This window comes from Pelagimonas varians (assembly GCF_003208435.1).
Taxonomy (GTDB): Bacteria; Pseudomonadota; Alphaproteobacteria; order Rhodobacterales; family Rhodobacteraceae; genus Pelagimonas; species Pelagimonas varians.
The window spans coordinates 206,172-232,450 of record NZ_QKMF01000007.1 but is presented as its reverse complement, the minus strand read 5'-3'; the positions used below and the strand labels follow the sequence as shown (position 1 = coordinate 232,450).

Below are 26,279 nucleotides of genomic sequence, written 5' to 3'. Positions count from 1 at the left end.
TTTCAAAAAAGCAGCACCGTTCCAGACTGGGGCGGTGTTGTTTGCTTTTAGCTGCGGGGCATTTTGAGTGAGACATTGCGCCCACTCTTTGTATAGCGCAATTCTGCGTCGCCGATCGCAGCGACACGGCCACCGTCAAGCTGGTCGCCAACTTTGACTTTTTTATATTTCCCGTTGGGCAGGCGAACCAAAGCGCGGCGTTGCGCCGGGGTGCCATAGACGCCAATCAAGCTTATTTTATTGAGATTGATGGCATTTCGAACTGTCGCGGATTGCGCCACTCCGCGCGATGATGGTGCTGCGGGGGTGACTGTTCGTGGCGCAATGGCTGCGGTTCGAACTGCCTGCGCCGGGGCGGCGGGTTCAGCCCGTTTGACGATAGCCACCATGTTGCGCGGGCGTCCAACGGGCGTCAAAGACTTGCCAACAGCCTGTGCTGTGGCAATGGCCTCCGGCTCTTTGTCGACGGCGACTTCTTGAGCAGTTTTCGGGCGCATTAGGGGACGCAGAGTCGCCAGTTCAGCGCGTGAGCGTCCACTCAGCGTGGCGCGTTCGCGTTCCTCGATTAAATTGTCAGGGCGTAGTTTTGGGCGAAACGTCCGCAGGGCATCGTTGATCTCTGGCGCCGGGGCTTGTTCGGTCGGGGACGCGGCAGTGCGTTCAGGTGGCACGGCCGGCGGCAGACCCGCGTAAACGCGAATTCCGTCCGGACTCATCGCACCTTCTGGTGTCGCCCGAACCAATCCGCGCGCATCCATGTCAAATACCTGACCCGCAGCAGGCGGCAATCCGGGGGCTTCGACGGACGGGTCTTGTTCAAAGCGGTTCGGGTCAGGCAAGGCGACTGCGTCTGATTCCTGAACTTTTGGATCAATGGACGCGACGTAGACGTCGTCGACACCATCCGTCTCAATTCCAAGCGGGGCGACCGGGGCTCGTTGCCAAATACCTGTGGCTGCATAGGTGGCTGCTGCTTCTTCAGGGGACAGCATCCGCGGCTCTCGTGGAATGGATCGCGGTTTGGGCGCCTCTGCGATGGCGTCATTGTCCGGCGCGGTTGTAAGACCCGTGTCCAAAGCGGCCAGTTGCACTTCTGCGGCTGGCTCGTCTGTGGCCAAGGCCGGGCGCACTGGGTTTTCGGCTACAGCTTGCGGAACAATCTGGGGGGCCGAGGCTATGGCAACTTCTTTTGGCTCACTACGAAACAATCCGGCAAGACCATCATCCAGAAACACTGAGGCCCAAGCTGCAACTCCGGCCATGAACAGCAGTAATCCAGCGGTCAAAAGCAAACCCAAGAACCGAGGCTTGCCGCCGATTTTGGGTTGGTTTCGCGCCCCGAAGACCGTCATCCGATCCCGCTCTGACTGGGCCGTCAAAGAGGCCGCAGCTGCAGCGGCGACCGCTTCATTTGTGGCCGTCGGATCAGCGTCGGGTTTAGAGCGAAGGGCCGCAAGACGGCTGAGGGGAGACTTGCTTTCAGGTTTTGCTGTATCGGCGGGGGGGGGCTTGGACGGCAGATCCGGCGTGCGCGCATCAGCTACCTGTTCGGCCGGATGCGCAGGCGGGGTGACGCTTGGCGGAACTGGCACCTGCACCGCGCGATTGCCTTTTTCAGCCTTGAGTGCGGGTGCTCCGGCAGGAGGACCATCGCCGGACACCGGTTCTGTTCGCGCCCGTAGGGCGGCAAGTCGGGCCAATGCGGATTCGGCAACCGGAGCGGCAGGGGCTGGATCTGCTCCGGTTGTTGGCAAAGGGGGCGTTGCAGGTTTGACAGAAGGCACCGGTCCTGCCGCTTTTGGGCGCGCAACCTTGGGGGCTGCCGGTTCGGCCTTTGGTTTGGCTTTAGCTTGGGCAGCCGCGCCTTGGTCCACGCTGGGGACAGTAACACCGGCCTCTTTGACACGCGCCTCGGGTGTTGCAACAGGCGTGAAGCGCGGTTTAATTTGCGTGGCCGCATTTGTTTTGGGCGCTTTTGTACTGCCCTTGGGCGAGGCTGAAACATCTTGCCCCTCACGCGAAGCCCGTATGGTCGAGAAAGCCACAGGCGGCGCGGCATCATCGGACGCAGCTTGATCCTTGTCTGCGGTATTGACTTTGTCGCCTTGGTCAGCGCCGTCCCCTTTTTTAGAGGTTGCAGCTACAGATGCGTCAGCGCCGGTGGCGTCATTTGCAGGTGCCGGTTCTTCAGATGCCGGTACCGGCGGCTTTGCCTCTTGCGCTTCATCTGGCTCAACGATCGGCTTTGTTTCAGCCAGAGGCGCTGTGGCGGGGGGGGGTAGGTCCAGTTCGGCCTGCGGGCCGCCGGTGTTCAGATCTTTTGCCGGTTGTTCGACGACTGCATCGGCGGGGGCACTGTCAGGTTCGGGCGCTGTATCGCCGTCATCTGTTTCAGCAGGTGGCTCTGGCACCACAATGTCCGGTTCGGCCTCGACTTCGATTTCCGGTTCCGGATCGGGTTCTAGCTCGGGCTCCGGTTCGGCCTCGGATATAACGATCAAAGGCTCCAACGCTGCAGCATCGGCGGGAACAATGACAACGGCCTGTGCCAGACGTGCAGGCACCGGCCCGGCCCACGTGCTTGCGGCCCCGAAAAAGACCGCACCGTCAAATTGGCCGCTTGGTGCTTGCGCTGCGTGGTCCACAGGCTCAAAACCGTTTTGCTGGGCAAATCCCTCCGCCTCGGCCAACGTTTCCTTGGCGACAGCCGCAATCAGAATGCTGCCTTTGGAGCAGACAAAGTCATAGACCAAGTCCGCAACCTGATACGGCGTTGCCCCGTCCAAAGCCGCGCGCACCGCCAAATCCTGAGCTGCCGGATTGCCGCCCGGATCAGGAATTTCCAAATAGCGGATCTGTTCGTTGGGGATGATCAACGTCACCTGAGCACCAGAAGGATCAAGCCCTTCGGCGCGGTTTCTAAGACCCAAAATAGCCGCATCAAGGTCACCGCTGTCTAGCGGAACCTCTTGGATTTGGGCCCAAACGTCGCCCGTACGGCGCAGCAAAGCGATGCCGTCGAACGAAAGAGAGAGTGCAAAATTCGTTACCATGGAGCGGTCATTACCAGCGTTATCTAGGTGATGGGAGTCTTATTGGATGCGATCATATTATATAGCAACAGTTTGCCGAGGCAAAGAATCTTGTGTGCTCGGGGGTTGTTACCGGCAGCTTCCAGCGCAACATAAGACGAGTGTTCCATTGAAGGAGGTTGCCAATGCGCGCCCTTGCCCTTGCTCTTGCTCTGTTTGCCGCCAATCCGGCGCTGGCCGATACCCTGTCCACAATCACTGTTTCCGGTGAGGCCAAAGTTGTAGCGGCCCCGGATATGGCAACCTTGTCCCTGGGGGCCACGGGCACCGGACAGGATGCTTTGACCGCGATGAATGCCACGTCAGCGGCGCTTGAAGCCGTGATCGCGCGGTTGCAGTCCAGCGGTATCGAAGACCGTGATATCCAAACGTCATCACTACAGTTGAACCGCAAGGCCAGATGGGACCGGGAAAAGGATCAAGAGATTTTCCAAGGCTTCGAGGCCAGCAACATGCTGACCATTCGGGTGCGTGATCTGTCTTCTCTCAGCGCCGTTTTGGGGGCAGTCTTGTCTGACGGTGCCAATAATCTGTCCGGCCTGACATGGGGCATTCAAGATACCCAAACGCTAGAAGACGAAGCCCGCCGCCGGGCCGTCAAAGACGCGATGACAAAGGCGGCACTTTATGCCGAAGCTGCAGGTGTTGAGTTGGGCGATGTGATGTCGATCCGCGACACAGCCGATCCAATTGTGCGCCCGTCGCTTGGGCGTGCGGCCCCGATGATGGCCGAAATGGCGTCTGATGTGCCGGTTGCTGCGGGTGAAATCGAGGCTTCTGCCAACGTCACCATGGTTTTCGAAATCGACGATTGAACAACACGGGAAAAATGCAAAAGGCGGGAATCGCCCCCGCCTTTGCCTCATAGAGCAGGGTCGCCATTCGGCGACCCTGCTTTTTGTTGGGCCTTAGCTGTTGGCTTTGACCAAAGCCTGATCCAGATCGGCGATCAGATCTTCGGAGTTTTCAATCCCGATCGAGATCCGAACGACATTCGGGCCAGCGCCTGCGGCAGTTTGCTGTTCAGGCGTCAGCTGACGGTGTGTGGTCGAGGCCGAGTGGATCACCAGACTGCGGGTATCGCCAAGGTTGGCCACATGGCTGAAAATTTCCAGCGAATCGACGAACTTGATGCAGGCGTCATAGCCGCCCTTAAGCGACACGGTGAACAAACCGCCCGCGCCTTTGGGGCAGATGCGCGCGACGCGCGATTTGGAAGGCGAGCTGTCGAGCCCGGCATAGGTGACCGCTTCGACGGCATCGTGCTGTTCCAGCCAGTTGGCGATCTTTGTCGCGTTTTCGACGTGGCGTTCCATCCGCAGTGACAGGGTTTCAATGCCCATCAAGGTGTAATGTGCCGCCTGTGGGTTCAAGGTCATACCCAGATCGCGAAGACCAATGGCGATGCCGTGGAAGGTGAAAGCCAACGGGCCAAAGGTCTCGTGGAACTTGAGACCGTGGTAAGCTGGCTCGGGTGCGCTCAGCGACGGGAATTTGTCACTGGCGGACCAGTCGAATTTGCCCGAATCGACCACAATGCCGCCGGTGACTGTGCCGTTGCCGGTTAGATACTTGGTCATCGAATGCACAACCAAAGTCGCACCGTGCTGGATTGGGTTACACAGGTAGGGCGTGGCCGATGTGTTGTCGACGATCAGCGGAATGCCTGCCTTGTCTGAAATTGCTGAAATCGCGTCCAGATCAGTGATGTAGCCACCTGGGTTGGCGATGGATTCGCAAAAGACTGCGCGGGTGTTGTCATCAATCGCTGCGGCAACAGCGTCCAGATCGTCAAAGTCGACGAACTTGGCTTCCCAGCCGAACCGTTTGATGGTCTGGCTGAACTGGGTGATCGACCCGCCATAAAGGCGCGTGGACACCACAACATTCAGACCCGGAGCCATCAGCGGGAAGAGCGCCATGATCTGCGCTGCATGACCGGAGGAACAGGCAACGGCACCAACACCGCCTTCGAGAGTGGCAACACGTTCTTGCAAGACCGCAACTGTCGGGTTTGTCAGGCGCGAATAGATGTATCCGACTTCTTGCAGATTGAACAAAGCAGCGGCGTGTTCGGCATCGCGGAACACATAGGCCGTTGTCTGGTAAATCGGCGTTTGCCGTGCGCCTGTGGCTGGGTCGGGCCGGGCACCGGCGTGGATTTGCAGCGTGTCGAAACCGTAGTTGGGCGTGTCTGTCATGTCTCTCTCCCTGATTTTCTTTGCGCAATGGTTAGGCGATCCAGCCCAAACCGGCAACGGGGAGCACAGCTGAAAGGCAGATTTTCCCACCATGTCCGTGCTTGGCGGGGAATTTTTCCAGTGGTGTCTGGGTATTCGGGACGCGGTTTTGCGGCTTAGCGCATCCAGAAACCTTCGCGTTTGATTTTATTGCGGATCGCTTGTTCCTTGCGCGGAAGATCATCGCGATCAAACATCAAGCGCACTTTTTGCCCGCGCCCTTGATAGATCATTCGTTTGAACGGATCATAGGATTTGAGCACTTTCTTGATTTTGTTAGGCGCGCATATCTCTTCGAGAATTTCAATCACACGGTCGGATTCGCGGGCATACATAAGCGGTAAAACCCGATAGTGGCAGCTTGTGTCACCATCCAGCATGCCATCGGGCAGGGTGCTGCGCCCGCCGCCCAAAGCATGGATCACAAGTGGCAGTGCGACTTGGTCCAACCACGGGTCCAAGGCTTGACAGACCAATTCGTTTGGCGCGTTGTCGCGGATCTCCAACGCGTATTTCAGGAATAAGTCACCAAAAACCCTTGGGCAGGAATAGAAAAAGAATCCTGCATTAAAATACAGGTAGCGTTTCCAATACTCATCCGGCCAGTTCAGATCGAGCGAGCTGCCGAAATCCAAACCAAAACGATCATAAAGCGATTTCCACGTTTGGCTGTATCCCGGACCGTACAGTTCAATCTGCGGCCATGTGCCTTCGCGTTTCATCGATGCTGTAGGCCGGTTAAAATCAAAAGGGACGGTGCCCAGATCGCCGGTGATCAAAGTGTCGGTGTCAAAAAAGACAAACGGTTCACCTTCGGGCAGGGCAGCCAATGCTTCGATCTTGTTGCCATAAGGGTAGTCATGGCCAAAATGGTTGCTGTCAAATTCTACAAAGGTTGCGCCCAGTTCTGCGAGCGAATCCCGGCAGGCTATATCCTTGATCCGTGGATCTTCCGGCCAAAGCGGGCCGGGTTTTGGCTGCGCGACAAACAAGCGGAACCGGTTAGACGGGGTGTTCTTGTGCAAAGACGCTGCAAAAAGCACAGCTTCATATTGCAGACGCCCCGATTGCCCAACTATGCAAATATTTACAGTTTGAGGACCGCGCGCTTTGCGTGCCATGCTGTGCCTGCCCGTGTTTGTCTTTTGCGGGTACTATAGGCACGATCCGTCAGGCTCAAAAGCATTGATCCGCCCTTAGTCCATGAATTCCAAGTAGGAGCGCGCAATGCTCGATGTTTTATTGATAGTTCTGGCAATGGCAGGTGGTGGCGGCGAAGGCGCTGAGGCGACCAGCACCGAAACCCTTGTTCTGGATACCGGAGACGCGCAAGCGCCGGTAGTTGCCAGCAGTGGAGAGGAACTTCCGCCCGGTGCCAAGCCCGAGCAAGCGCCAGAACCCGAAGTTCTTCCCCATGAGGCTGAGCAGCAGGTTGCGACAGGGCGTTTTACCACTGCGCTTGAGGTTAAACCGATCATGGATGTGACCCGATCCAATTGGGTGGCTGTGCGCGATTTCAACGGTCAGGATCTTGTTTACGTCACCCATATCTGGTCGTGGCGCTGCGGCTTGGTTGCAATGAAGTTTGCGATCAATGACAACCCGCTGGAAGAATGGCCATTGCCTGCCTGCCACGATGACACCAACAGCCCCAATGCAATGTTGCCCGAAGACGGATTGCCCTACCGTGAGTTCGCAGCGGGATCCGTGGAAACGGTGACCGTACAGCTGATTTACGACGACCTGACCACAGACCGCGCGACCTTCAACCGCAAGGGTGTGATGCTGCCCTAAACCATAGGGGGCACCGGCCCCCTTCACTTTTTCGCGGGCGGAGCCGCCGCAGAGTGCCATTTGCGGCGTAGAACCCTTGCAGGCCAAAGGCCGCCGCGCTAAAGCCAAACCCGACCCGAAACACGAAAGAGGCCTGCCAAATGTCGATCGACATCGCGACCGCCGCAAAGGTGGCGAAACTCGCCCGTATCAAAGTTGAAGATGACGCGCTGCCGGCGCTGGCGCAGGAATTCAATGATATCCTCGGCTTTATTGAGCAACTCAACGAAGTGGATGTTGACGGGGTCGAACCCATGGTTTCGGTCACGCCAATGCGCCTCAAGCGCCGCGCTGACGTTGTGACCGATGGCGACCAGCCTGAAAAAGTGTTGAAAAATGCGCCGGATGCGCGCGAAGGCTTCTTTGCTGTGCCGAAGGTGGTGGAATAATGGCTGATCTCAACAATATGAAAATTGCCGAAGCCCGCGATGCGCTGCGCAAAGGGGATGTGACCAGCCTTGAGCTGACCGAAAGCTGCCTGTCGGCGATCGAAGGCGCGGGCGCGTTGAACGCCTTTGTGCACAACACCCCTGATTTGGCGCGCGAACAAGCCAAAGCTGCCGATACCCGTATCAAAGCTGGCGATGCGCCCGACATGTGCGGCATCCCGCTGGGCATCAAGGATTTGTTTTGCACCAAAGGTGTTCCCAGCCAAGCGGCGTCGAACATCCTCAAAGGGTTCAAACCGGAATACGAAAGCAAGATTACCAGCCAGTTGTTCGACGCAGGCTCGGTTATGCTGGGCAAGCTGAACATGGATGAATTCGCCATGGGTTCGTCCAACGAAACGTCAGCTTACGGCAATGCAGTAAACCCGTGGCGCCGCGGCAATGATGAGACGGCTTTGACACCGGGCGGCAGCTCTGGCGGGTCAGCTTCGGCTGTCGCGGCGGATCTGTGTTTGGCGGCCACCGGCACCGACACCGGCGGATCTATTCGCCAACCGGCAGCGTTCACCGGCATCACCGGGATCAAGCCGACTTACGGACGGTGTTCGCGTTGGGGCGTTGTGGCCTTTGCCAGTTCGCTCGATCAAGCGGGGCCGATGACCAAAGACGTGCGCGATGCCGCGATCATGCTAGAAGCCATGTGCGGTCACGACCCTATGGACAGCACCTCGGCCGATCTGGCCGTGCCGAATTTTGAGGCAATGCTGACAGGCGACATCAAGGGTAAAACCATCGGTATTCCGCGCGAATACCACATGGACGGCATCCCTGAGGAAATCGAATCCCTATGGGCCGAAGGCCGTAAAATGTTGCAAGACGCCGGGGCCAAGATCGTCGACATCAGCCTGCCGCATACCAAATATGCGCTGCCCGCCTATTATGTGATTGCGCCTGCAGAAGCGTCTTCCAACCTTGCCCGTTATGACGGCGTTCGGTACGGCCACCGCGCGACATTGGACGCTGGTGACGGCATCACCGAGATGTATGAAAAGACCCGCGCCGAAGGCTTTGGTCACGAAGTGCAGCGCCGTGTGATGATCGGCACCTATGTGTTGTCGGCGGGCTTTTACGACGCCTATTACAACCGCGCCCGCAAAGTTCGGACACTGATCAAGAAAGACTTTGAGGATGTGTTCGCCCAAGGCGTTGACGCGATCTTGACCCCGGCAACCCCGACTTCGGCCTTTGGTCTGGGCGAGATGAAAGACGCTGATCCTGTTCAGATGTATCTCAATGACGTGTTCACCGTGACCGTTAACCTTGCGGGCTTGCCCGGCATCGCCATTCCGGCGGGTCTGGACAAAAAAGGCTTGCCCTTGGGGCTGCAACTGATCGGCCGTCCGTGGGAAGAGGGCGATCTGCTGAATACCGCTTATGCGCTAGAGCAAGCGGCCGGATTTGTAGCCAAACCCGCGAAATGGTGGTAAGCGCCGTCAATAGTTAACACCGATTGAGGTGAGGCAGGAGCGATTATGCGGTTTTTGATGTTGGGTGTGGCGGTTCTGGCCCTTACGGCTTGCGCAGGCAAAGTGCCTGACAGCGCGGCAGGCGTGGTCGACACTGGCCGCGGTGTCGGTTTCGGTGATTATGACAGCTACGAAGCACAGCGCGAAGCCAAGCTGAACGGCGACACCACCGCTATCATTGCGCCGCCCGTGGCGGTTCAAGCGACCGCGCTGGACAGCGTGGATCAAGCGGCTGTGCAGGCAGCGGCTGCCACTGCTGTTCCGGTCGCCACTGCGGCGCTTGAGAACACTCCGCCGGATCTGGTTCGCAATTCCGTGGGTATCTCGGGCGAGAACGATTTTGATGCGGTTGCCGCACAGCGTGGTATTGCTGAAGACGCCAATATGATTGCGCAAAACCGGGCACAATACACGGTGATTGCACCGACCGACTTGCCCAAGCGTCCGGGATCAAATGCCCCGAACATTGTTGAATATGCACTGCAAACGGACAATCCGGTTGGCAGCTCGCTCTATTCCCGTTCTACTTACCGGGCAGAGACCAAGTATGCCAAAGCCTGCGCTGGCTATGCGTCGTCTGATCTGGCGCAAGAGGCGTTTTTGTCCAAGGGTGGTCCGCAAAAAGACAACTTGGGCATGGATCCGGATGGCGACGGTTTTGCCTGTGATTGGAACCCGATGCCGTTTCGCGCGGCACGTGGCTAATAGGCAGACCTTATGATTGGCGCTTCGGACGCGACCCAGCATCCGTCGCAAAACTACGGGCCGCGGCGCAAGAGCGCGCGGCCCGAATTGCTGGTGCTGCACTACACGGCCATGACCGGCGCAATCGGCGCAAGGGACTGGTTGTGTAACCCCGAGTCGCAAGTCTCTGCCCATTACGTCTTGGCCGAAAATGGCAAGCTGTGGCAGCTGGTGTGCGAAACCCAGCGGGCTTGGCACGCCGGGGCAGGGGCGTGGGGCGATACCTGCGATGTAAATTCCCATTCCATCGGCATCGAGATTTCCAACACCGGATCACAGCCTTTTTCCGAACCGCAAATGGCGGCGTTAGAGCGGTTGATGACAGGTATCATGTCCCGTTGGGACCTTCCTGCAGAGCGTGTGATTGGCCATTCTGATTGCGCTTTGGGCCGAAAAATTGATCCGGGCGCACGGTTTGATTGGAAACGGTTGGCGATGCAAGGCTTGTCTGTTTGGCCTAAGGCTGCTGCAGCGGGCGATTTTGCCAAGGATTGTGCACGGTTTGGATATGTCGCCGATACTGGGCAACAAGACCTGTTGCTTGCGGCCTTTCGGATGCGCTTTCGGCCGTGGGCGATCGGCCCTTTGGACGATACGGATCGGGCGCTGGCAGCGGATCTCGCGGCGCGATGGCCTGCGCAGCCCTTTAACCCGCTGACCAGCTAAAGCTATTCCAAGCGGTAGGGTAGAATTCCGCGCATGGACGGGTCAATCGACAGGCGTTTCTCGAGAGGCGGTACAGACCGTTGATGGCATTTTGTCCGTTCGCAAATCCGGCATGAAATCCCGATTGGTTCAAAGGCTGACGCACGCGTGAATTCCATATCATCGGCATAGACCAGCGCCGCAGCGTGGCGCACTTCGCAACCCAGCGCGATGGCATAGCGCCTGTGCGGGGCTCCAAAGTGGCCGCCGGTTTTGGACACATCCCGCGCCAGTGAAATATACCGCACCCCATCAGGTGTTTCCGCCAATTGCCGTAAAAACTGCCCCGGTGTTTCAAAGGCGCGATGGACATTCCAAAGTGGGCAAGCCCCGCCAAAACGGGCAAATTGCAGGCGGGTGGCGGAATGGCGTTTGGTGATTGTACCGGCCTGATCAACCCGAACAAAGAAGAAGGGCACACCTTTTGCTCCGGGCCTTTGCAGGGTCGACAGTCGATGGGCCACTTGTTCAACCGAAGCGCCAAACCGCGCTGAAAGCAGCTCTAGGTCATGTCGGGTTTCCTGAGCGGCAAGTTGAAAACCTTTGTAAGGCATCATCGCTGCGCCGGCGAAATAGTTGGCCAGACCCAGTTTGGCGATGGCGCGGGCTTCGTCCGATTGAAAGCGGGCCAAGTCCAGAGTGGCATCCAGCAATTGATATTGCCCCATCAAGGCCACTTGCACCAAGAGTTGAAAGGTCTGGGTTTCAACCGGAGCCAGTCCGCTGAGCGTCAATTCGCGCCGTTCGGCATCATAGGCCCGCATCGGCGAGGTTTGTGCAAAGCGCACGGTGATGCCGTTGCGCGCCAACCTGCTAATGGCGGCAGATCGAATGTCGTGTTCGGTGGCGTGCAACTGCGCGTAATGCTCGGCTGCGCGGTCCACGGCATCAATGTAGTTGTCGCAATAGTGAAAGAAATCACGCACTTCTTCCCACGGGCTGGGGCGCAGTTGGGCATCTTCACGCCCTAGCGCTTCGTCCAGCGATGCCAACCGTTCATGGGTTTGTTTGTAGGCGCGGTGCAGGGCCAAAAACGCACGGGCAAAAGCCGGAGCGTTTGACGCGGTCAAGCGCAGGTCAGCCAATTGCGGCGGTGCTTCGCCAAAAACCGGATCTGCAAGGGCCTCGCGCATGTCAGATACCAGACGTTCAGCATCGCCTTGGCCCAGTTCTGTGACATCAAAGCCAAATTCCTGCGCCAGCGCCAGAACCACCGTGGTCGACACGGGCCGGTTGTTGTTCTCCATCTGGTTTAGATAGGGCAGGGAGATGCTCAGCTTGGCGGCAAAGTCCTTTTGCGTCAGGCCAAGCCGCGTGCGGATGTCCCGCAGTTTGGCCCCGGCATAGAGCTTTTGAGTCGCCATATTTGCACCTTTGCGATTAACGTGTCGCAAGTTTGCAATCTAATTCAGGAGGCGTCCAGCCCCCCAATTTGCTTTGTCCGCCGAATTACCAGAAGAATTACAAACACTGAGGCTGCAGAAGACCCCGCCATCATCCATAGCAGCGGCCAAGCACCCGTGCCGGGGTGCAGCAGCAATCCCGCTAATGCAGACATGGCCGCGCCTCCGCCCAGCATAATAGCCCCGCCGAGCCCGGACGCTGTGCCTGCCAAACGGGGCCGCACCGAAAGCATCCCTGCAGTGGCATTGGGGATGGTCATGCCGTTGCCGATGCCGACAAAGGTCATAAAGCCAAAGAATACCCAGACAGATCCATGCCCTGCCGCGAAAATACCCAGCAAGGTAATCATCGGAATGGTGACAATCAAACTGCCCCACAGAACCATTTTATTGACGCCAATGCGGGCCGCAAATTTTCCGGTGATAAAGTTGCCGAAGAAATAACCAACGGCGGGGGCTCCAAAGAAGAATCCCAACTCTGATGGGTCAAGCCCATATAGCTCGGTCCCGATATAAGGCGCGCCGCCGACATAGGAAAAGAACGCGCCGGATGATAAGGCTGATGCCAGCGCATAACCCCAAAACCGCGGCGAGGTGAGCAGTTCGGGATATTCGCGGACCTGCTCGGCCATGGTTTGACCTGTCCGGACTTTGGTTTCACCGACATCTTGGTAGGTCAGCCACAAAACAATCAACCCGACGATCAGCAAGAGCCAAAAGTTTGCCTGCCAGCCCATCAACTCACCCAGATAGCCGCCCAACACAGGGCCAACCATTGGAACAACGGACATCCCCATCGTTACATAACCGATCATCGATGCGGCTTGATCTTGGGGGTACATGTCACGCACGATGGCACGGCTAAGGACCATGGCGGTGGCGATCACAGCTTGCAGCATCCGGAACACCAAAAAGCTGTAGACATCCGGAGCTATCAAGCAGCCAACGGTGGCGACGCAAAACAACGCAATGCCTGCCAGCAAAACCGGGCGGCGGCCATAGTGATCCGAAATCGGCCCGATAAAGATTTGTAGCAAGGCATTTGATGCCAGAAATCCGGCCACCGCCAACTGCATCAGCCGATATTCAGTGTCAAAATAGGCTGTCATCATGGGCAGCGACGGCACAAAAATGTTCATCGCAAGCGCGGACATGCCTGCAAGAAGCACCAGTGTGACAATATGTGGCGGGGTTGTGCGGTCGCGAAAACGGACCTCAATACGGGTATCCATGCTCTTCGGTAGGCCTCAAAACCAGCTTTGTCTATGCAGGGATTAGTAAACAAAGGGGCTTTGCAGTTTTGCAATTATCCGCAGGGGTTATTTTCAGAATTTGCAAATTTGCCAAGAAACCCTTGAGGCAAGGGCTTTGAGCTGTATTTTGCCCCTCAGCATGATCCGCGCGGCACGGCCGTCTCCTGTAAATTGCACAGCCCCTGTGCGTCAATTTGCAAAAGACCTGACCAAAGGCGCGTTTGACACGAAAGGGACCGCAGATGAAAGACATTCTTCAAGAGCTGCATGACCGCCGCGAAAACGCCCGTTTGGGTGGTGGCCAGCGACGCATCGACAGCCAGCATGCCAAAGGCAAGCTGACAGCCCGTGAACGGATTGAGCTGTTGCTCGATGAAGGTAGCTTTGAGGAATATGACACATTTGTCGCCCATCGCTGCACCGATTTCGGCATGGAAGACAACCGGCCGTATGGCGACGGTGTTGTCACCGGCTGGGGTACAATCAACGGACGCATGGTCTATGTGTTCAGTCAGGATTTTACTGTTCTGGGTGGTTCGGTGTCCGCGACCCACGCAGCCAAGATCTGCAAGGTCATGGATATGGCGATGCAAAACGGCGCGCCAATCATCGGTTTGAACGATTCCGGCGGTGCCCGCATCCAAGAGGGTGTCGATGCCCTTGCCGGCTATGCTGAAATCTTTCAGCGTAATATCATGGCATCCGGTGTGATCCCACAAATCTCGGTGATCATGGGCCCATGTGCGGGCGGCGCGGTTTACTCACCTGCGATGACCGATTTCATCTTTATGGTGAAAGACAGCTCGTACATGTTTGTCACCGGTCCTGACGTGGTGAAAACCGTCACCAATGAAGTTGTAACAGCAGAAGAACTGGGCGGTGCATCTACCCACACTAAAAAGTCCTCGGTTGCGGATGGCGCATTTGAGAACGATGTCGAAGCGCTCGCCGAAGTGCGCCGCTTGGTAGACTACCTGCCGCTCAACAACCGCGAAAAGCCCCCCGTGCGTCCGTTCTTTGACGACGTGGACCGGATCGAAACCAGCCTTGATACGCTGATCCCTGAAAACCCCAACATGCCGTATGACATGAAGGAGTTGATCGCAAAGGTTGCCGACGAAGGGGATTTTTATGAGATCCAGAAGGATTTCGCAGGCAATATCCTGACCGGCTTTATCCGTCTTGAAGGGCAAACTGTGGGTGTTGTTGCCAACCAGCCAATGGTTCTGGCCGGCTGCCTTGATATCGACAGTTCCCGCAAGGCTGCGCGTTTTGTCCGCTTTTGTGATTGTTTTGAAATTCCAATCCTGACGCTGGTTGATGTTCCGGGCTTCTTGCCAGGCACTTCGCAAGAATATGGCGGCGTTATCAAGCATGGTGCGAAACTGTTGTTTGCCTATGGCGAAGCCACCGTTCCAAAGGTCACTGTTATTACCCGCAAAGCCTATGGCGGTGCCTATGACGTTATGGCGTCCAAACACCTGCGCGGCGATGTGAACTATGCATGGCCAACGGCCGAGATCGCGGTGATGGGGGCCAAAGGGGCCACCGAAATTATCCACCGTGCCGATCTTGGCGATGCGGAAAAGATCGCGGCGCATACTGCGGAATATGAAGACCGGTTCGCCAATCCGTTTGTTGCGGCCGAGCGCGGCTTTATTGACGAAGTCATTCAACCAAAGTCGACACGTCGCCGTGTTTCACGTGCCTTTGCGATGCTGCGTGGTAAGCAGCTGACCAATCCGTGGAAAAAGCACGACAACATTCCGCTGTAAGGATCGTCATGGGGCAGGGAAACCATAAGTCACGCGGTGGCTGGTATGAATTGCGCGAGGGCGCGCAATTCACGCTGTCGCGGCATTTGCCTGCACGGTTCGACGTGCAGGCCGAAGCTGTGTTTCCACCTGCGTTGCGGGGCCGTCTGGCACGTCAAATCCGTCAGGACCTATGGCGTGAACTTAGGGGCTTGCGCGGTTTCTCACCTGTGATATTGGTCTCAACTACGGAAGAGGGAATGACAGTAACAGCGGGCGGCCAGTTCTTGGTGCCGGGCTCTGTGCCGAAAAACCTTTCCAACCGAATCCAATCGCTGCTGGACAGCCCCGCGCATCGCGCAAGGTGGCTGAAATGGGCGAAAAGGCGGGCAACATGACTGTTGCCGTATCAGTTACATCCCAGGGCACGCCCGGGATTTTAGCAGCCCCGGCGGGAGGACCCGGTTGGGGTCGGGGCTGCGCACTTATTTCATTTTTGATGACCGCAGCGGTTGCAGGCCCTTTGTCTGCCGCCGAACCAATCACACTGCCGTCTGGCGTTGATGTTCAGTTTCACGACTGGATTGATGATACGCCTGCGCAAAGATTTCGCTTTGTGCTGCCCGGGCTTGGGCAGGGCGGCAAAGGGTTCGATGACCTTGCCGAGGGCATGACGTATCTGTGCGATCAGTTCGCGTTGCCGCAACTTGAAATCAATGGGGTAACACCGTCACAGATCACTGTGACCTTGATGGAAAAACCTGTTGAATTCGGGGCGATGAACCCGGATGTCACCCAGTTTTTCGAGAGTTATACCGTGGAAAACGGTCTCTGTATCTGGGAGGTTTTTTGATGCATACACAACATGTTGCGGATCGACTCTCATGTGGACAACTTTATGAGGCTTTGCAGTCACAGGATTTTCTCTCGGATTTGGGAGCATATCTTTTTGCAAACCTGTCAGCTAATTTGAGCCTCGATTGCTCCCAAGCAATCTTTACCTCGCAAAAGGGGCAGGCAGGGCCGTATGGCCGTGCAGGTCTCGTTGAATCTGACAGGAGTCTTAGATGTCCAAGAGCATCAAACTGCTTGCCATGTTCGCCATCGTCGCAGGCGTTTCCGCTTGTGGTGGCCAGCAAGAAGAAGAGTTCATTGTGGTTGATCCAGAGCCGATCACCATGGAACCCGTCTACACAGGCAAATACAAGTAATACGATCACGGGACGGGCTTTCGGGCCCGTTCCGCACTGCGCTACTTCCGAGACTGGCGCACAAAAGCTTTGCAAAGCTTTGGCAAAACTCTTGCAAGAGTTCTGTTCGCGATGCACCCACCGTTGGGAATACCAATCGGAGGGTACACAATGTTACATATGACCAAGCATCGCGGTTTCCCCGGACGCCTGTCCGGGACTGATTTTCAATTTGTTGTTCGGCGGCCAAATCCCAAAGGGGCGAGTGCCATTACACGGCGCGAACGTTTTCGCGATCGCCGGCCTGCGGATCGCCGGGCTGACTCCGCCTTTATGCAGGCGCTTTGGGATCATTTCGGAACAGAACCGTTTGAACGTGGCAATCTGGACGCTGGCCGCCTTAGCTGGTTGTTTGGCCGTGAAGTGCTGCCCTATGACGATCCGTTTGATGCCTCAAGCTATGAGGCCTTGCTGGTGATTGATGAGGCCGCCACGCGCGTTTCCTTTCCTGATATGTTCGACAAACCGGAGGAATGGGCGTGATCCTGCCATTGGCCTCTCATTTTGCGCAAAACGCTGCCGATTTCGGCGGCGGATTTGCAATGCGCTATGCGGCGGCCACTGGTTTTGGCAACCTACAGATGAAGGATGCAACGCGGTCCCAAGACGTGATCAGCCTTCATCGTGACCCTTTCCTAACGGGGCGGTTCGGACAATCCCCTGTTTGTCCGCCCCAATTTTTCGGAAGTGTCGTTCGGTCTTATCGTTCCAAAATTTCTATGCCTCGGCCAGGTTTCGCCGAAATCATCTCAAGTGAGCAGATGGGCTGGCCTGTGCCAGTCGCTGCATGGTCCAAGACGGTATCCGTCATAAGGATCCTTGAGGAGAGCATAACATGCAAAAGCATAAATGGATTGCGGTGGCGCTTGCCTTTGGCACGCTCGCTGCCTGTGGTGACACGCTTGGTGAGCAAGCGCTTGTTGGGGCTGGGGCAGGCGGTGCGGCCGCTGTTGTCCTGGAACAAGATGCGCTTGTCGGGGCTGCGATTGGTGCAGCCGGGAACATCGCCTATTGCCAGAAATATCCAGAACGCTGCTGACACTGTCAGTGGATTGTTCTGTGTTGGTTTGACCGCTCGTGCGCTTTGCGCCGGGCGGTCTTTTTGCATGCCGCGGAGCGCTTGGCGCTTTCGGGCTACGACATAAGGAAAGGGACAGACATGTTCGACAAGATCCTGATCGCCAACCGCGGCGAAATTGCTTGCCGGGTCATCAAGACCGCGCGCAAAATGGGTATCAAGACCGTCGCCGTTTATTCGGACGCTGACAAGCAGGCGCTGCACGTGCAGATGGCCGATGAGGCGATCCACATTGGCCCGCCACAGGCCAATCAGTCCTATATCGTGATCGACAAGATCATGGACGCGGTCCGCCAGTCGGGCGCGCAGGCGGTGCATCCGGGTTATGGTTTCTTGTCGGAAAACGCTAAATTTGCCGAGGCGCTGGCCGCCGAAGGCGTCGCATTTGTTGGCCCCCCGGTGGGCGCAATCGAAAGCATGGGGGACAAGATCACCTCCAAGAAAATCGCCCAAGAGGCCAAGGTTAGCACAGTGCCGGGCTATATGGGGCTGATCGAAGACGCGGACGAAGCCGTCAAGATTTCGAACGAAGTTGGCTATCCCGTGATGCTCAAGGCCTCCGCAGGTGGCGGCGGCAAGGGCATGCGGATTGCTTGGAACGATGAGGAAGCCCGCGAAGGGTTTCAATCGTCCAAAAACGAAGCGGCCAACAGCTTTGGCGATGACCGAATTTTCATCGAAAAATTCGTCACCCAGCCACGTCACATTGAAATTCAGGTGCTGTGCGACGCACATGGCAATGGCATTTATCTGAACGAGCGGGAATGCTCGATCCAGCGCCGCCAGCAAAAGGTTGTCGAAGAGGCACCGTCGCCCTTCCTTGATGCCGAGACCCGCAAAGCCATGGGGGAACAATCCGTTGCGCTGGCCAAGGCCGTTGGCTACGCAAGCGCCGGGACCGTGGAATTCATCGTTGATGGCGATCGCAACTTTTACTTCCTTGAGATGAACACCCGTTTGCAGGTGGAACACCCTGTGACCGAGCTGATCACCGGTGTTGATCTGGTTGAACAGATGATCCGTGTTGCCAATGGCGAGCCGCTGAGCATCACTCAGGATGATGTACAGCTGAACGGTTGGGCCATTGAAAACCGTCTGTATGCCGAAGATCCCTATCGCGGCTTCTTGCCGTCGATTGGCCGTTTGACCCGCTATCGTCCCCCTGCCGAAGTCGCAGCGGGATTGTTGTTGGAAAACGACAAATGGCAGGGCGATGCGCCGGCTGGCAAATATGCTGTGCGCAATGACACCGGCGTCTATGAAGGCGGCGAAATCAGCATGTATTACGATCCGATGATCGCCAAGCTGTGCACATGGGGCCCGACCCGTGATGAAGCCATTGAAGAAATGCGCATCGCGCTCGACAGTTTTGAAGTTGAAGGCATTGGCCACAACTTGCCTTTCTTGTCGGCCGTTATGGATCATCCGGTGTTCATCAAGGGCGAAATGACCACCGCCTTTATCGAAGAGCAATACCCTGACGGATTCCAAGGCGTTACCTTGGCCGACGCCGAACTTCGGCGTGTTGCGGCAGCTGCTGCTGCAATGAACCGCGTCAGCGAAATTCGCCGTGCGCGGGTGTCTGGCCGTCTTGATAACCACGAACGGGTGGTTGGGTCAGAATGGAACGTTGCGCTGCAAGATCAGGCGTTTGACGTCACAATCGAGGCCGATCAGCAAGGGTCTACTGTGCGCTTTGCAGACGGCGGCGAATTGCGGGTCGAAGGGGATTGGACGCCGGGCGATAGTCTTGCCCGGATGACAGTTGATGGCGCGCCATTGGTGATCAAGGTCGACAAGATCACCCAAGGCTTCCGGATGCGGTCACGCGGCGCGGATCTCAAGGTGCATGTCCGCTCGCCCCGTCAGGCCGAACTTGCGAAACTGATGCCGGAAAAACTGCCGCCTGATACGTCCAAGATGTTGCTGTGCCCAATGCCCGGCTTGATCGTCAACGTGAACGTCGCCGAGGGGGACGAGGTCGAAGACGGGCAAGCGCTGTGTACTGTTGAAGCGATGAAGATGGAAAACATCCTGCGCGCTGAGAAAAAGGGAGTCGTTTCCAAGATCAATGCAGCTGCTGGCGATAGCCTTGCGGTTGATGATGTCATCATGGAATTCGAGTAAACTTTGAACCGGGCCGCCACATATCTGCTTGCGAACACCAAGTGTAAATCTTTGCCGGGTATCTTTCCGGGAACGGATGCTTGGATTTTGGAGGCAGGCCATGGTGGCCCGATTCCCCATAGGGGTCATACTTGCGACGCTGTCGGCGTTGCTATCGGGCTGCGCGCTGGACGAGGAAATGGCGTTGCGCAGTCAGCTCTCCAAATGGATCTACCTGTCCGAAACGCTGTTCTTTACCTCGGAAGTCACGTGTACGGTGGCGGTTTTCGATTTGGCGCGTCCGGAAATCAGCAGCAAAATTCCGCGGGCCCGATCCATCGACACGGCTTTGATACGCGTGCGCAGGGGACAGCCGGTTTTGTTCGACATAGCCGAAACCAGCCCGAACGAGATTTCGGAACAACTGATGTCACGCGATCTGGGCAAAGGGCTGGGAATGCTGTCAACAGGGGTGGGACCGGTCAAGGATTGTATGGCGGACGAAATCGCCTACGGCTACTATCAAATATTGATGTCCCCAGACACGCGGACGGTCTACGACGCAGCCGGAAATGCCTTGTTGATGGTGTATCCTCCGTCAAATCTGGCGTTCTTTTTACGGGGCAATATCTAAGATGTTATCGTTCGCGGATTTCTTGGCGGCGCAGCGGTAATTTATCAATTGACCGCGTGATTTCCCGCACGTCCCAAGGGGCGGGTTTGCGGATCACCACTGAGCCATCCTTGGCCAATACAGCCAGCATAAATCCACGCGGGCGCAGCTTTTGCCGGACAGATGATTTTGCGTCCGGATCGGTATCGGTGATCACCACCACATCGCGTTCCAACAAAGCATCAGGCCGGGCTTCGATCAGGCGCATTTGTTCGATGAAGCGCGGATCATTCGCGTTGTCCGCAAAGACAATGACAGGCCGCTTCAACCACATCCAGTCGTCAAGCGTTGTCTCGTCCGCGTTTTGGATCAAGGAAAATGGTTGCTCGGTTTCTGAGGCGGAAACCGCCACGGAACCAAGAAATACGGGCACAAGTGCCGCTAAGGCCAGACGAGAAAATACGTTCATACACATAGATATAGGGTGCGTAGGTGGCCGTGCACAGGGCTATGCGCCTTATGACCGTGAAAATTTTAACATTAACGACATCCTCATAGGCACAGCGTCAAGGTTGCGGGCAATTGTAATGACCTGCGCCAGTGACAGCGCGGGCTGCCTGGGGGCCAGTTGTTATATGGACGTGATCTTGCACATCGGTGCGCACCGCACTGGATCAACCAGTTTCCAACAGTATCTGCGTGCCAACCGCACGGTTTTGGCAGCCGATGGAATCGGGTTTTGGGGCCCTTGGCGCACCCGCAAGGGAATGTTGCATGGCGTCTCGGAGCGCCCTCAAACAGCAAAGCAGACCCGCCATGCAGTGGGCCGTGTTAAACTTAACCTTGCCGGAGCCGATGCGCGGGGCATCCGCCAACTCATCGTGTCGGACGAAAACCTGATGGGAACTGCGCGCCGGAGCCTGCGCAAAGCCCGTCTCTATCCCGACATCGGTGAACGCATGGCGCGGATTCATTCCGCTTTTGAACCGGTGACCCGGATCATGGTTCAAGTGCGCACACTTGACCGTTGGTGGGGGTCGGCTATGTCGTATTTGATCCCACGCGGAGAAGCGGTGCCTAGCGCTGAAACACTTGACACAATTGCAAGTTCTGATCGCAGTTGGCGCCATGTAATCACCGATCTTGCCTGTGCCTGTCCGGATGCAGAAATCATTGTGACCCCTTTTGAGCGCTTTGCTCCGCACCCCGATCATTTGTTAGGCCTTGCTATTGCGGATGCTGAAATTCCGCCCGCCGCAATGGGTGCGTTTTGGGCCAATCGCAGCGACACATTGCCAGCACTTCGCAATACCTTGTTGGACCGCGGTGATTTCCCGGACCTGCTGCCCGAAGACACCGGGCGCTGGCAGCCCTTTACCCCTTACCAAGCCTCTGCACTACGCGAGGCTTATGCCGACGATCTGTACTGGCTGCGTGCCGGTGCCGAAGGATTGGCGAAACTGAGAGAAGATCCCATGCCCGCAAGACCAGCGAACAAGCTGGCGGCGGCGCTGACTGAGAGAGGACAAATACATGACTGGTCTGCCCGAAGATTGGAAAAAACTCGCTGAAAAGGAACTGCGCGGACGTCCCTTGGACGACCTGACCTGGAACACCCTCGAAGGCATCGACGTAAAACCGCTATATACTGCTGCGGATACCGACAATCTGGATCACATGGGCGGGACGCCTGGTGTGGGGCCGTATACGCGCGGTGTGAAGGCAACAATGTATGCCGGCCGCCCTTGGACAATCCGCCAATACGCCGGTTTTTCAACTGCTGAAGAATCCAACGCATTTTACCGCAAAAACCTGGCTGCTGGTCAGCAGGGGGTTTCGGTTGCCTTTGACTTGGCGACGCACCGTGGATACGACAGTGATCATCCACGCGTGGTTGGTGATGTTGGCAAGGCTGGCGTTGCGATTGACAGTGTTGAGGACATGAAAATCCTCTTTGATGGCATCCCGCTAGACAAAGTTTCGGTTTCGATGACCATGAACGGCGCAGTGATCCCAATTCTTGCGAATTATATTGTGGCAGGCGAAGAGCAGGGGCATGATAAAGCACTGCTTGCAGGTACCATTCAGAATGACATTCTGAAGGAATTCATGGTTCGCAATACCTATATCTATCCGCCCGAACCTTCGATGAAGATCATTTCAGACATCATCGAATACACCTCTAACGAGATGCCGAAATTCAACTCGATCTCGATCTCTGGCTATCACATGCAAGAGGCCGGGGCGAACTTGGTGCAGGAACTGGCCTATACGCTGGCGGATGGCCGTGAATACGTGCGCGCCGCAATCGAAGCGGGCATGGATGTCGATAAATTCGCCGGTCGTTTGTCATTCTTCTTTGCCATTGGCATGAACTTCTTCATGGAGGCGGCAAAACTGCGCGCCGCGCGGACGCTGTGGCACCGTGTCATGACGGAATTCGAAGCCAAATCCGAACGCTCGAAGATGCTGCGAACCCATTGTCAAACGTCGGGTGTGAGCTTGCAAGAGCAAGATCCCTATAACAACGTGATCCGCACAGCCTACGAAGCCATGAGCGCGGTTTTGGGCGGCACCCAGTCCTTGCACACCAATGCTTTGGATGAGGCGATTGCCTTGCCGACCGAATTTTCGGCGCGGATTGCCCGCAACACCCAGATCATCTTGCAAGAAGAAACTGGTGTGACCAATGTGGTCGATCCTCTGGCTGGGTCTTACTATGTTGAAAGCCTGACAGATCAGTTGATCAATGACGCTTGGGCTTTGATGCAAGAAGTTGAGGACATGGGCGGGATGACCAAGGCCGTGGCCAGTGGGATGCCCAAGCTGCGGATCGAAGAATCGGCAGCAAAACGTCAGGCCGCAATTGACCGCGGTGACGATGTGATCGTTGGTGTGAACAAATACAAACTGACAAAAGAAGATCCTATCGACATTCTCGACGTGGACAACGTAGCCGTGCGCCTAAGCCAGATTGCGCGGCTTGAAAAGATGCGGGCGGAACGCGACGACGCGGTTTGCACAGCGGCGCTGGCTGAATTGACCCGCCGGACAAAAGAAGGCGGCAATCTGCTGGAGGCCGCGGTCGAAGCGGCCCGTGCGCGGGCGTCTGTTGGAGAAATCAGCATGGCGATGGAAGAAGAGTTCGGCCGTCACCGTGCCGAGGTGAAAACATTGGCAGGGGTCTATGGCGCTGCTTACGAAGGCGACGAAGGTTTTGCAGCCATCCAGAAAGACATCGAAGCCTTTGCAGAAGAAGAAGGTCGCCGTCCGCGTATGTTGGTGGTCAAAATGGGTCAAGACGGGCATGATCGTGGTGCCAAAGTCATCGCAACGGCCTTTGCGGATATCGGTTTTGACGTTGATGTTGGTCCCTTGTTTCAGACACCGGATGAAGCTGCCCAAGATGCCATCGACAACGATGTGCATGTGGTTGGTATCAGTTCGCAGGCTGCAGGGCACAAAACACTGGCTCCTCAGCTGATCGCGGAGCTCAAAGCGCAGGGCGCAGGCGAAATTCTGGTGATTTGCGGAGGCGTTATTCCGCAACAGGATTATGAATTCCTGAAGTCAGCAGGTGTCAAAGCAATCTTTGGACCGGGAACCAATATTCCTGAGGCGGCCCAAGACATCTTGCGGTTGATCCGCGAAGCACGGGTCTAAACTAGAACCGGAACTGGCCTGTGTCTGCGGGCCACTTAAAGGCACCTTTGCATTGCAAGGGTGCTTTTTTTATCCTGCGTCGCGCGATTGCTGAATTTTTGGGCGCAATGACGCTCGATTTTGCGTTTGCATTGTGTAAGCTACCTTTGAAAAGCACCATTTAGACCTGCAAGGCTGGTCGCGGGTGCAGGGTTTGAGGGCTGAATATTCATGGTGCAAAACGATGCTTAGTCTCGATCATATTGCGGTTTTGGGCGAAACTCTGGAAGAAGCTGCGGCGCATCTCGAGGATGTTCTAGGCGATCCGCTTTTGCCGGGCGGTAAACATGCCCGCTATGGCACCCACAATCGTTTGCTAGGGCTTGCTCCAAACCTGTATATCGAAGCGATTGCCATTGATGCCGGTGCCCCGCCGCCGCCGGATGCACGCTGGTTTGGCTTGGACAGTTTTCACGGTCCAGCGCGGCTTGATAAATGGGTATGCCGTGTCGACGATCTGGATGCCGCTTTGCGGGCTTTGCCTATGGCTGGCAAACGGGTTGAGCTGTCGCGCGGTGATTTGCGTTGGGCCATGGCGGTGCCCGAAGACGGCTTGCTGCCCTTTGATGGCCTGTTTCCAGCGTTGATCCAATGGCATGGTGATTTACTTCCCGGTAAACTCATACCTGCGGGCGGTCTGAAACTGACTTCACTGACTGTGCAACATCCTCAGGCCGACCAGCTGGCAACCCTTTTGGAACCGCTTTTGGACAGTGGCATGGTCCGATTTGCAATTGGATCACCCGGCTTGGCTGCTGAAATCTCCACACCGCACGGGCCATGCATTTTGCAATAAAACGATCAAATTTTCCCAAAATGATCACAAGTCGTTGTGATCTAAAAAATTCTTAATCTGCGTCCTGACACTTGGCTTTGCTTGGCGTAACCTGCGCGCATGTCTATTTGGTCCCGTATTTCCCAAGCTGTTGCAGCCCTCGCGTCTGGCGAAGGACTGTCAGCTGTTTTCGACAAGCTCCGCAGCCCGCCTGAGCGATCTATTGCCTTTACCATCGCGGTGATCGCCCTGTCCGCCAAAATGGCCAAGGCAGATGGCTTGGTAACACGCGATGAAGTCACGGCGTTTCGCGAAGTCTTTCACATTGCGCCCGAGGACGAAGAGGGAGCTGCCAAGGTGTTCAACCTTGCAAGGCAAGACGTCGCCGGTTTCGAAATCTATGCGCAGCGCATCCAGCGCATGTTCGGAGATGAGCCTAGCACTTTGTGTGACTTGATGGAGGGCTTGTTCCATATCGCAGTTGCGGACGGGAACTATCATCCGGCGGAAGACGGCTTTTTGGCAGAAGTTGCCGAAATTTTCGGAATGGATGATCTGCGGTTTCGCACTTTGAGATCGCGGTTTGTCGAAGAAATGCCCGCAGACCCCTATACGGTTCTAGGAGTCACCCCCGACACGCCTATGCCCGAAATTCGCAAGGCATGGCGGCAACTTGTCCGCGAAAGCCATCCCGATATCATGATTGCCCGCGGTGTCCCTGAAGAGGCGGTCAAACTGTCTGAGCGCCGGATGCAAGACATCAATGAGGCATGGGCCGAGATCTCGGGCAAAGGGCGCTAATGCGGTTTGCAACCTATAACGTTGAATGGTTTGACGCGCTGTTTGACAACAAGGGGCGGCTGCAAAGAGATGGCCAATGGTCGGCACGGCACAATGTAACACGGGGCCAACAATCGGATGCTCTTGGCACTGTGTTCACGGCCATGGATGCAGATGCGGTTATGGTGATCGAGGCCCCTGACACCAATTCCAAACGCTCGACTACCAAAGCTTTGGTGAACTTTTCCGAAACTTATGACTTGCGAACACGCGAGGTGGTGACAGGGTTTGTCAACACAACACAGCAGGAAATTGCCCTGTTGTACGATCCCGATGTTTTGACGGTTAGTCATACCCCGAAAGGCGGCGAAGACGGACCGGCCCCCCGCTTTGATGGGGTCTTGCATATTGATCTAGATATCGATGCGACCAAAGACGCGGTGACGTTTTCGAAACCACCACTGGAAGTACATGCACGCACCACACAAGGGCGTAACTTGCACCTGATTGGGGCGCATTTGAAATCAAAGGCCCCGCACGGCGCGCGCAACCGGGATGAGGTCATGCAGATGGCCATTGCCAATCGCCGCAAACAATTGGCTCAGGCGATTTGGCTGCGCCGGCGGGTCGATGACCTTGTGTCCTCGGGTGGCAGTGTGATTGTTATGGGTGATCTGAACGATGGCCCCGGTCTTGATGAATATGAAGACCTGTTTGGGCGCAGTTCGGTCGAGATCGTTTTGGGGCAGGGGGACACCGCTTTGTTTGACCCACATGCTGACACTGCTTTAAGCGGCCGTTTGGCAGGTCGCCCGTCGACTGCCCGTTTCTTTTTGCCGCGTCCAGATCGCTTTTTGCAAGCCTTGTTGGACTACATTATGGTGTCCAAAGATTTGCGGGCTCGGCAAGGGGAGTGGCGTATCTGGCACCCGTTTGATGACCCGAAATGTTGGTCTGATCCGGTTCTGCGTGATGCGCTGTTGCTGGCGTCAGATCATTTCCCGGTGACTTTGGATATCGATCTTTAGGCGCTGCC

General features: G+C 56.5%; 25 protein-coding genes. 19 read left to right on the top strand and 6 right to left on the bottom strand.

Going from position 1 to position 26,279, the window contains the following annotated elements; genetic code table 11:
• Nucleotides 1–47: 47 nt before the first annotated feature.
• On the bottom strand, nt 48–3,053 hold the full coding sequence (locus C8N36_RS11965) for a hypothetical protein (RefSeq protein ID WP_097804479.1): 3,006 nt from the start codon (nt 3,051–3,053) through the stop codon (nt 48–50).
• 164 nt (nt 3,054–3,217) lie between these two features.
• Between C8N36_RS11965 and C8N36_RS11960 the strand changes: the two genes are divergently transcribed.
• On the top strand, nt 3,218–3,907 hold the full coding sequence (locus C8N36_RS11960) for an SIMPL domain-containing protein (protein ID WP_097804480.1): 690 nt from the start codon (nt 3,218–3,220) through the stop codon (nt 3,905–3,907).
• Between the two features lie 93 nt (nt 3,908–4,000).
• Here C8N36_RS11960 and C8N36_RS11955 read toward each other — a convergent pair whose 3' ends face one another.
• Nucleotides 4,001–5,293, bottom strand: coding sequence for an O-acetylhomoserine aminocarboxypropyltransferase/cysteine synthase family protein (locus C8N36_RS11955; protein WP_097804481.1), 1,293 nt, complete (start codon nt 5,291–5,293; stop codon nt 4,001–4,003).
• A gap of 155 nt (nt 5,294–5,448) precedes the next feature.
• A complete protein-coding gene (locus C8N36_RS11950) occupies nt 5,449–6,453 on the bottom strand; it encodes a hypothetical protein (RefSeq protein ID WP_097804482.1) in 1,005 nt (334 codons plus the stop codon).
• 106 nt (nt 6,454–6,559) lie between these two features.
• On the opposite strand from C8N36_RS11950, the gene C8N36_RS11945 reads away from it, so the two are divergent.
• From C8N36_RS11945 to C8N36_RS11925, 5 genes are all read left to right on the top strand, one after another.
• On the top strand, nt 6,560–7,126 hold the full coding sequence (locus tag C8N36_RS11945) for a hypothetical protein (RefSeq protein ID WP_097804483.1): 567 nt from the start codon (nt 6,560–6,562) through the stop codon (nt 7,124–7,126).
• A gap of 140 nt (nt 7,127–7,266) precedes the next feature.
• Nucleotides 7,267–7,554 (top strand): Asp-tRNA(Asn)/Glu-tRNA(Gln) amidotransferase subunit GatC, encoded by a 288-nt coding sequence (gatC, locus tag C8N36_RS11940; RefSeq protein ID WP_097804484.1) that lies wholly within the window; start codon nt 7,267–7,269, stop codon nt 7,552–7,554.
• On the top strand, nt 7,554–9,041 hold the full coding sequence (gatA, locus tag C8N36_RS11935; protein ID WP_097804485.1) for an Asp-tRNA(Asn)/Glu-tRNA(Gln) amidotransferase subunit GatA: 1,488 nt from the start codon (nt 7,554–7,556) through the stop codon (nt 9,039–9,041). Before gatC ends, gatA begins: the two co-directional genes overlap by 1 nt.
• Nucleotides 9,042–9,086: 45 nt before the next feature.
• The gene (locus C8N36_RS11930; protein ID WP_097804486.1) at nt 9,087–9,785 is read left to right on the top strand and encodes a hypothetical protein; all 699 of its coding nucleotides are present in this window, start codon (nt 9,087–9,089) and stop codon (nt 9,783–9,785) included.
• A 12-nt stretch (nt 9,786–9,797) separates the two neighbouring features.
• Nucleotides 9,798–10,490, top strand: a complete 693-nt coding sequence (locus tag C8N36_RS11925) for an N-acetylmuramoyl-L-alanine amidase (protein WP_176527080.1) — start codon at nt 9,798–9,800, stop codon at nt 10,488–10,490.
• Between the two features lie 2 nt (nt 10,491–10,492).
• Here the strand turns inward: C8N36_RS11925 and C8N36_RS11920 are convergent, their stop codons facing one another.
• Both C8N36_RS11920 and C8N36_RS11915 read right to left on the bottom strand, forming a co-directional pair.
• Nucleotides 10,493–11,893, bottom strand: a complete 1,401-nt coding sequence (locus tag C8N36_RS11920) for a helix-turn-helix domain-containing protein (RefSeq protein ID WP_097804487.1) — start codon at nt 11,891–11,893, stop codon at nt 10,493–10,495.
• Nucleotides 11,894–11,937: 44 nt separating this feature from the next.
• Nucleotides 11,938–13,164 carry a multidrug effflux MFS transporter gene (locus C8N36_RS11915; RefSeq protein WP_097804488.1) on the bottom strand — a complete coding sequence of 409 codons (1,227 nt, stop codon included), beginning with the start codon at nt 13,162–13,164 and terminating at the stop codon, nt 11,938–11,940.
• A gap of 263 nt (nt 13,165–13,427) precedes the next feature.
• On the opposite strand from C8N36_RS11915, the gene C8N36_RS11910 reads away from it, so the two are divergent.
• The 8 genes from C8N36_RS11910 (at nt 13,428) to C8N36_RS11880 (ending at nt 20,007) form a co-directional block, all read left to right on the top strand.
• Complete coding sequence (locus tag C8N36_RS11910; RefSeq protein ID WP_097804489.1) at nt 13,428–14,960, top strand: acyl-CoA carboxylase subunit beta; 1,533 nt, start codon at nt 13,428–13,430, stop codon at nt 14,958–14,960.
• Between the two features lie 8 nt (nt 14,961–14,968).
• Entirely contained in the window at nt 14,969–15,337 is a 369-nt protein-coding gene (locus tag C8N36_RS11905) for a hypothetical protein (RefSeq protein WP_097804490.1), read from the top strand.
• A complete protein-coding gene (locus C8N36_RS11900; RefSeq protein ID WP_141468031.1) occupies nt 15,334–15,792 on the top strand; it encodes a DUF6497 family protein in 459 nt (152 codons plus the stop codon). The genes C8N36_RS11905 and C8N36_RS11900 overlap by 4 nt, the downstream gene beginning before the upstream one ends.
• Before the next feature lie 214 nt (nt 15,793–16,006).
• A complete protein-coding gene (locus tag C8N36_RS24170; protein ID WP_170125865.1) occupies nt 16,007–16,150 on the top strand; it encodes a hypothetical protein in 144 nt (47 codons plus the stop codon).
• Between the two features lie 159 nt (nt 16,151–16,309).
• Nucleotides 16,310–16,672 carry a hypothetical protein gene (locus C8N36_RS11895; protein ID WP_097804492.1) on the top strand — a complete coding sequence of 121 codons (363 nt, stop codon included), beginning with the start codon at nt 16,310–16,312 and terminating at the stop codon, nt 16,670–16,672.
• 352 nt (nt 16,673–17,024) lie between these two features.
• A complete protein-coding gene (locus tag C8N36_RS11890) occupies nt 17,025–17,228 on the top strand; it encodes a hypothetical protein (protein WP_097804493.1) in 204 nt (67 codons plus the stop codon).
• A gap of 120 nt (nt 17,229–17,348) precedes the next feature.
• Nucleotides 17,349–19,394 (top strand): acetyl-CoA carboxylase biotin carboxylase subunit, encoded by a 2,046-nt coding sequence (locus tag C8N36_RS11885; protein WP_097804681.1) that lies wholly within the window; start codon nt 17,349–17,351, stop codon nt 19,392–19,394.
• A 100-nt stretch (nt 19,395–19,494) separates the two neighbouring features.
• Nucleotides 19,495–20,007 carry a hypothetical protein gene (locus C8N36_RS11880; RefSeq protein ID WP_110767895.1) on the top strand — a complete coding sequence of 171 codons (513 nt, stop codon included), beginning with the start codon at nt 19,495–19,497 and terminating at the stop codon, nt 20,005–20,007.
• 4 nt (nt 20,008–20,011) lie between these two features.
• On the opposite strand, the gene C8N36_RS11875 is transcribed toward C8N36_RS11880, so the two are convergent.
• Nucleotides 20,012–20,419 (bottom strand): DUF4174 domain-containing protein, encoded by a 408-nt coding sequence (locus C8N36_RS11875; RefSeq protein WP_245910798.1) that lies wholly within the window; start codon nt 20,417–20,419, stop codon nt 20,012–20,014.
• A 154-nt stretch (nt 20,420–20,573) separates the two neighbouring features.
• Between C8N36_RS11875 and C8N36_RS11870 the strand changes: the two genes are divergently transcribed.
• The 5 genes from C8N36_RS11870 to C8N36_RS11850 all read left to right on the top strand — a co-directional run bounded on the left by C8N36_RS11870 (nt 20,574) and on the right by C8N36_RS11850 (nt 26,271).
• Nucleotides 20,574–21,557 (top strand): hypothetical protein, encoded by a 984-nt coding sequence (locus C8N36_RS11870; protein ID WP_245910797.1) that lies wholly within the window; start codon nt 20,574–20,576, stop codon nt 21,555–21,557.
• Nucleotides 21,520–23,649 (top strand): methylmalonyl-CoA mutase, encoded by a 2,130-nt coding sequence (scpA, locus tag C8N36_RS11865; RefSeq protein ID WP_097804496.1) that lies wholly within the window; start codon nt 21,520–21,522, stop codon nt 23,647–23,649. The genes C8N36_RS11870 and scpA overlap by 38 nt, the downstream gene beginning before the upstream one ends.
• Before the next feature lie 223 nt (nt 23,650–23,872).
• The gene (locus C8N36_RS11860) at nt 23,873–24,484 is read left to right on the top strand and encodes a VOC family protein (RefSeq protein WP_097804497.1); all 612 of its coding nucleotides are present in this window, start codon (nt 23,873–23,875) and stop codon (nt 24,482–24,484) included.
• A 99-nt stretch (nt 24,485–24,583) separates the two neighbouring features.
• Complete coding sequence (locus C8N36_RS11855) at nt 24,584–25,264, top strand: TerB family tellurite resistance protein (RefSeq protein ID WP_097804498.1); 681 nt, start codon at nt 24,584–24,586, stop codon at nt 25,262–25,264.
• Nucleotides 25,264–26,271 (top strand): endonuclease/exonuclease/phosphatase family protein, encoded by a 1,008-nt coding sequence (locus C8N36_RS11850; protein ID WP_097804499.1) that lies wholly within the window; start codon nt 25,264–25,266, stop codon nt 26,269–26,271. The genes C8N36_RS11855 and C8N36_RS11850 overlap by 1 nt, the downstream gene beginning before the upstream one ends.
• Nucleotides 26,272–26,279 lie beyond the last annotated feature (8 nt).

Excerpts from the sequence above, each read along its gene's own strand:
- C8N36_RS11965 (WP_097804479.1), bottom strand. The coding sequence starts at position 3,053 with ATGGTAACGAATTTTGCACTCTCTCTTTCGTTCGACGGCATCGCTTTG.
- C8N36_RS11960 (WP_097804480.1), top strand. The coding sequence starts at position 3,218 with ATGCGCGCCCTTGCCCTTGCTCTTGCTCTGTTTGCCGCCAATCCGGCG.
- C8N36_RS11955 (WP_097804481.1), bottom strand. The coding sequence starts at position 5,293 with ATGACAGACACGCCCAACTACGGTTTCGACACGCTGCAAATCCACGCC.
- C8N36_RS11950 (WP_097804482.1), bottom strand. The coding sequence starts at position 6,453 with ATGGCACGCAAAGCGCGCGGTCCTCAAACTGTAAATATTTGCATAGTT.
- C8N36_RS11945 (WP_097804483.1), top strand. The coding sequence starts at position 6,560 with ATGCTCGATGTTTTATTGATAGTTCTGGCAATGGCAGGTGGTGGCGGC.
- gatC (WP_097804484.1), top strand. The coding sequence starts at position 7,267 with ATGTCGATCGACATCGCGACCGCCGCAAAGGTGGCGAAACTCGCCCGT.
- gatA (WP_097804485.1), top strand. The coding sequence starts at position 7,554 with ATGGCTGATCTCAACAATATGAAAATTGCCGAAGCCCGCGATGCGCTG.
- C8N36_RS11930 (WP_097804486.1), top strand. The coding sequence starts at position 9,087 with ATGCGGTTTTTGATGTTGGGTGTGGCGGTTCTGGCCCTTACGGCTTGC.
- C8N36_RS11925 (WP_176527080.1), top strand. The coding sequence starts at position 9,798 with ATGATTGGCGCTTCGGACGCGACCCAGCATCCGTCGCAAAACTACGGG.
- C8N36_RS11920 (WP_097804487.1), bottom strand. The coding sequence starts at position 11,893 with ATGGCGACTCAAAAGCTCTATGCCGGGGCCAAACTGCGGGACATCCGC.
- C8N36_RS11915 (WP_097804488.1), bottom strand. The coding sequence starts at position 13,164 with ATGGATACCCGTATTGAGGTCCGTTTTCGCGACCGCACAACCCCGCCA.
- C8N36_RS11910 (WP_097804489.1), top strand. The coding sequence starts at position 13,428 with ATGAAAGACATTCTTCAAGAGCTGCATGACCGCCGCGAAAACGCCCGT.
- C8N36_RS11905 (WP_097804490.1), top strand. The coding sequence starts at position 14,969 with ATGGGGCAGGGAAACCATAAGTCACGCGGTGGCTGGTATGAATTGCGC.
- C8N36_RS11900 (WP_141468031.1), top strand. The coding sequence starts at position 15,334 with ATGACTGTTGCCGTATCAGTTACATCCCAGGGCACGCCCGGGATTTTA.
- C8N36_RS24170 (WP_170125865.1), top strand. The coding sequence starts at position 16,007 with ATGTCCAAGAGCATCAAACTGCTTGCCATGTTCGCCATCGTCGCAGGC.
- C8N36_RS11895 (WP_097804492.1), top strand. The coding sequence starts at position 16,310 with ATGACCAAGCATCGCGGTTTCCCCGGACGCCTGTCCGGGACTGATTTT.
- C8N36_RS11890 (WP_097804493.1), top strand. The coding sequence starts at position 17,025 with ATGCAAAAGCATAAATGGATTGCGGTGGCGCTTGCCTTTGGCACGCTC.
- C8N36_RS11885 (WP_097804681.1), top strand. The coding sequence starts at position 17,349 with ATGTTCGACAAGATCCTGATCGCCAACCGCGGCGAAATTGCTTGCCGG.
- C8N36_RS11880 (WP_110767895.1), top strand. The coding sequence starts at position 19,495 with ATGGTGGCCCGATTCCCCATAGGGGTCATACTTGCGACGCTGTCGGCG.
- C8N36_RS11870 (WP_245910797.1), top strand. The coding sequence starts at position 20,574 with ATGACCTGCGCCAGTGACAGCGCGGGCTGCCTGGGGGCCAGTTGTTAT.
- scpA (WP_097804496.1), top strand. The coding sequence starts at position 21,520 with ATGACTGGTCTGCCCGAAGATTGGAAAAAACTCGCTGAAAAGGAACTG.
- C8N36_RS11860 (WP_097804497.1), top strand. The coding sequence starts at position 23,873 with ATGCTTAGTCTCGATCATATTGCGGTTTTGGGCGAAACTCTGGAAGAA.
- C8N36_RS11855 (WP_097804498.1), top strand. The coding sequence starts at position 24,584 with ATGTCTATTTGGTCCCGTATTTCCCAAGCTGTTGCAGCCCTCGCGTCT.
- C8N36_RS11850 (WP_097804499.1), top strand. The coding sequence starts at position 25,264 with ATGCGGTTTGCAACCTATAACGTTGAATGGTTTGACGCGCTGTTTGAC.